This is a genomic window from Phenylobacterium sp. (genome assembly GCF_030654915.1).
GTDB lineage: Bacteria > Pseudomonadota > Alphaproteobacteria > Caulobacterales > Caulobacteraceae > Phenylobacterium.
Map to the genome: position 1 here is coordinate 1 of NZ_JAURWM010000052.1, position 3,513 is coordinate 3,513.

Here is a 3,513-nt window from a genome sequence, read left to right on the forward strand (position 1 = left end):
ATGGCCGATGGCGATGGCCGCTATCTGCTGACCCTGACCGAGACCCTGCTGTCGGTCGGCACCGATAGCCCGCTCAATGCGACCCAGCTTGGCCAGTTCCTGCAGAAGCGCCGCCCGGCCTACGACAAGGATCGCGAGGAGCACTACAACCTCATCTCCGCCCTGCATAAGTCGATCCGCGGTTCGGATCCCGACGCGGCGCTCTACTGGCTGGCCCGCATGCTGGCCGGCGGCGAGGACCCGCTGTTCATCGCTCGGCGCCTGATCCGCACGGCCATGGAGGACATCGGCGAGGCCGATCCGCTGTCGCTGCTGCTCGCCAACGCAGCCAAGGACACCTACGACTTCCTGGGATCGCCAGAGGGAGATCTCGCCCTGGCCCAGCTAGTCGTGCACCTAGCCGCCGCGCCGAAATCCAACGCCGTCTATGTCGCCTTCAAGGCCGCCCAACGCGCGGCCAAGGAGACGGGCTCGCTGACCCCGCCCGCCCATATCCGCAATGCGCCGACCAAGCTGATGAAGGACCTCGGCTACGGCAAGGGCTACGCCTACGACCACGATGTCGAGGGCGGCTTCTCCGGCCAGAACTACTTCCCGGACGGGATGGAACGGCGAAAGTTCTACGACCCGAAGGGGGAGGGCGCCGAGGCGCGCACCAAGGAGCGCCTTGATCGTTGGGCTGAGCAGCGGAACCGCCAGAAGTGAAACCACGCGGCCAGCCGAAGAAGCGTCCCGAACCCGTGCCGATCGCCCTGACCTCCGACGAGGTCGCGCTGGTCCGCAGCCTGGTGATCTACGAAGACCCGCACATCATGGCGCTGAACAAGCCGTCGGGCCTGTCCAGCCAGGGCGGGCGGGGCCAGGTAAATACGCTGGACGAACTGCTGTGGGCCTTCGCCAAGCCCGGCAAGGCGCGGCCGCGGCTGATCCACCGCCTGGACCGCGACACCTCGGGCGTGATTCTGACGGCCAAGACCAAGCCGGCGGCCAGCTTCCTGGGCAAACACATGATGGGCCGCAGGTTCGCCAAGACCTACCGCGCCATCGTCACACCGGGCGCGCCGGAGCCGGCCCAGGGCGCGATCGAGGCGGCGTTGCGCCGTGAGGAACTGGGCCGCGAAGCCTATATGCGGGTCTGCGCGGTGGATCACCCCGACGCCGAGACCGCGCGAACCCGCTACCGCACTCTGTCCAAGGGCGCGGACTCCGCTCTGCTGGAACTGAACCCGGAGACCGGGCGGATGCACCAGATCCGCGTGCACCTGGCTTCGATCGGGCGGCCGATTTCCGGGGACGTCCGCTATGGGGGCGCTCTGGCGGTGGGCGGCCATGCCGTGCCGCGGCTGATGCTGCACGCCGCGGCCCTGAGTTTCCCGCACCCCGATGGGGGGACGAAGGTTATCGAGGCCCCGGTCCCGGCCGATATGCAAAAGTTGATCGATTTGCTGGGGTTGGGCTGACGGGAACAGGGCGCCAGGCTTGACCGTTAGGCGAATGAGCCGACAGTCGCATGGGTTCCTCGGAGATATCGAAGATGAAACGCCTGATGCTCGCGGTCTCGCTCAGCGCCGCCCTCGCAGCTTGCACCACGGCCCCCACGGTGTTCGCGCCAGCGACCGGGCCGCAGTCCGTCGGGTTCTCTGAATATCGGATCGAACCTGGTCGTTACCGGGTGACGTTCCGCGGGGGGCCGGGAGCGCCGTTCTCGCAAGTCGCCGACTTCGCTCTCCTGCGGGCCGCGGATCTCGCTATCGCCGGCGGATATGACTGGTTCCGGGTCACTGATCGTCAAGCCAGTCACAGCGGCCAGGCAGGCGGCCCCCAGCTGTCGCTTGGCGCGGGCGGCGGCAGCAGCGGACATTCAGGCGGGGTCGGAGTGGGCCTAGGGACCTCATTCAATCTCGGTGGGGGGCCGCAAGTGACCCAGACCCTGGAGATCATGATGGGCAGCGGACCTCGACCCGCGGGAGGGGACGTCTATGACGCTCGTCAGATTCGCCAGGTAATTGGCGCGCGGGTCTGAAATCTCGCCTGCTTTGCACGACGGCGCGGCGCGTCGCATAAGGGCGCATGGATAAACTAATTTTGGTCGCCATCGGCGGTGCGGTGGGGGCGACGGCGCGGTATGCGCTGGGCGTCCAGACGCTGCGCATGTGGGGCTCGGCGTGGCCCTATGGCACGTTCCTCGCCAACATCCTGGGCGGGCTGTTGATGGGCGTGCTGGTGGGCTATCTGGCCTATCGCGGCGGCGCTGATCAGGAACGCCTGCGCGTCCTGCTGGGCGTTGGCGTGCTTGGCGGCTTCACGACCTTTTCGGCCTTTTCGCTGGAGACGGCCCTGATGATCGAGCGCCGTACTTATGGCCAGGCGTTCGGTTACTCCTTGGCCTCGGTGCTGCTGTCGGTTACGGCGCTGTTCCTTGGGTTGATCCTGGCGCGGAAGGCGTTTTCATGAGGGAAGTCCGTAACATCGCCGTCGATCCGGGCGAAGACGGCGTGCGCCTGGACCGCTGGTTCCGTCGGCGTTGGCCGCACGTCTCCCAGATCCAGATCCAGAAGATGGCGCGCTCGGGCCAGATCCGTGTGGACGGCAGTCGCGCCAAGCCTGAGCAAAGGGTCTCGGCCGGCGAAACCATCCGCGTCCCGCCGCTGCCCGAGGCGCCGCAGGCCGGTGATCCGAAGCCCGAACTGGATCGGCGCGACGTGATGTTCGTCAAGTCGCTGGTGATCTACGAGGATGACGAGGTGCTGGTTCTGAACAAGCCCGCGGGCCTGGCGGTCCAGGGCGGCACCAAGACCCTCATGCACGTTGACCGTCTGCTCAGCGCCTGGGGCGAGGGGCTGGAGCGTCCGCGCTTGGTTCACCGCCTGGACCGCGACACCTCCGGCGTGTTGGTGCTGGGCAAGAGCCCGGGTGCAGCGGCCAAGCTGTCGGGCTCCTTCGCCCGCCGCCGGGCCGAGAAGACCTATTGGGCCCTGGTCATGGGCAACCCCAAACCCTCCGAGGGGGTGATGGAGCTGCATCTGGTCAAGAAGGGCATCGGCGACCGGGAGATGGTGGTGCCGGCCGATCCGAAGGATCCCAACGGCGATCCGGCCGAGACGGAGTTCGTGACCGTCAGCCGCGCCGCGCACCGTGTCGCCTGGATGGCGCTGCGGCCCCACACCGGCCGGACGCACCAGTTGCGTGCGCACATGCTGGCCATGGGCCATCCGATCCTGGGCGACCCGAAGTACAAGACCGAGGAGTCGGCGCAACTGTCCGGGGGGCTGAAGTTGCAACTCCACGCTCGCCGCCTGACCCTGCCGCACCCCTCGCGCGGCACGCTGGTGCTCGAGGCGCCGATCAGCAAGGAGCTGAAGGAAGGCTTCAAGCGCTTCGGCTTCGACGAACACGAGGCTGAGCCTGAGCCGTTCAAGCGTCGGCGGCGCAGCTAAGCATCATGGTGTCATCCCGGAAGCCGCGCAGCGGCTGTCCGGGACCCATGAACTGCTGATCGAGCAGGCGGCGGCC

General features: G+C 67.4%; 4 protein-coding genes and 1 pseudogene. All 5 read left to right on the forward strand.

All coding sequences use genetic code 11. The features are described from left to right. Positions 1 to 705: pseudogene (locus tag Q7T84_RS02265) on the forward strand (replication-associated recombination protein A); the annotation flags it as partial. Then, positions 702 to 1,460, forward strand: a complete 759-nt coding sequence (locus Q7T84_RS02270) for an RluA family pseudouridine synthase (protein WP_304806015.1) — start codon at positions 702 to 704, stop codon at positions 1,458 to 1,460. The pseudogene Q7T84_RS02265 and the gene Q7T84_RS02270, both read left to right, overlap by 4 nt. Positions 1,461 to 1,534: 74 nt before the next feature. After that, a complete protein-coding gene (locus tag Q7T84_RS02275; RefSeq protein ID WP_304806016.1) occupies positions 1,535 to 2,023 on the forward strand; it encodes a hypothetical protein in 489 nt (162 codons plus the stop codon). A gap of 47 nt (positions 2,024 to 2,070) precedes the next feature. Continuing rightward, on the forward strand, positions 2,071 to 2,454 hold the full coding sequence (crcB, locus tag Q7T84_RS02280) for a fluoride efflux transporter CrcB (protein WP_304806017.1): 384 nt from the start codon (positions 2,071 to 2,073) through the stop codon (positions 2,452 to 2,454). Then, positions 2,451 to 3,437, forward strand: a complete 987-nt coding sequence (locus Q7T84_RS02285; protein ID WP_304806018.1) for an RluA family pseudouridine synthase — start codon at positions 2,451 to 2,453, stop codon at positions 3,435 to 3,437. Before crcB ends, Q7T84_RS02285 begins: the two co-directional genes overlap by 4 nt. Positions 3,438 to 3,513: the final 76 nt, after the last annotated feature.

Coding starts and splice junctions, on each gene's coding strand:
- crcB (WP_304806017.1), top strand. CDS start 2,071: ATGGATAAACTAATTTTGGTCGCCATCGGCGGTGCGGTGGGGGCGACG.
- Q7T84_RS02285 (WP_304806018.1), top strand. CDS start 2,451: ATGAGGGAAGTCCGTAACATCGCCGTCGATCCGGGCGAAGACGGCGTG.
- Q7T84_RS02275 (WP_304806016.1), top strand. CDS start 1,535: ATGAAACGCCTGATGCTCGCGGTCTCGCTCAGCGCCGCCCTCGCAGCT.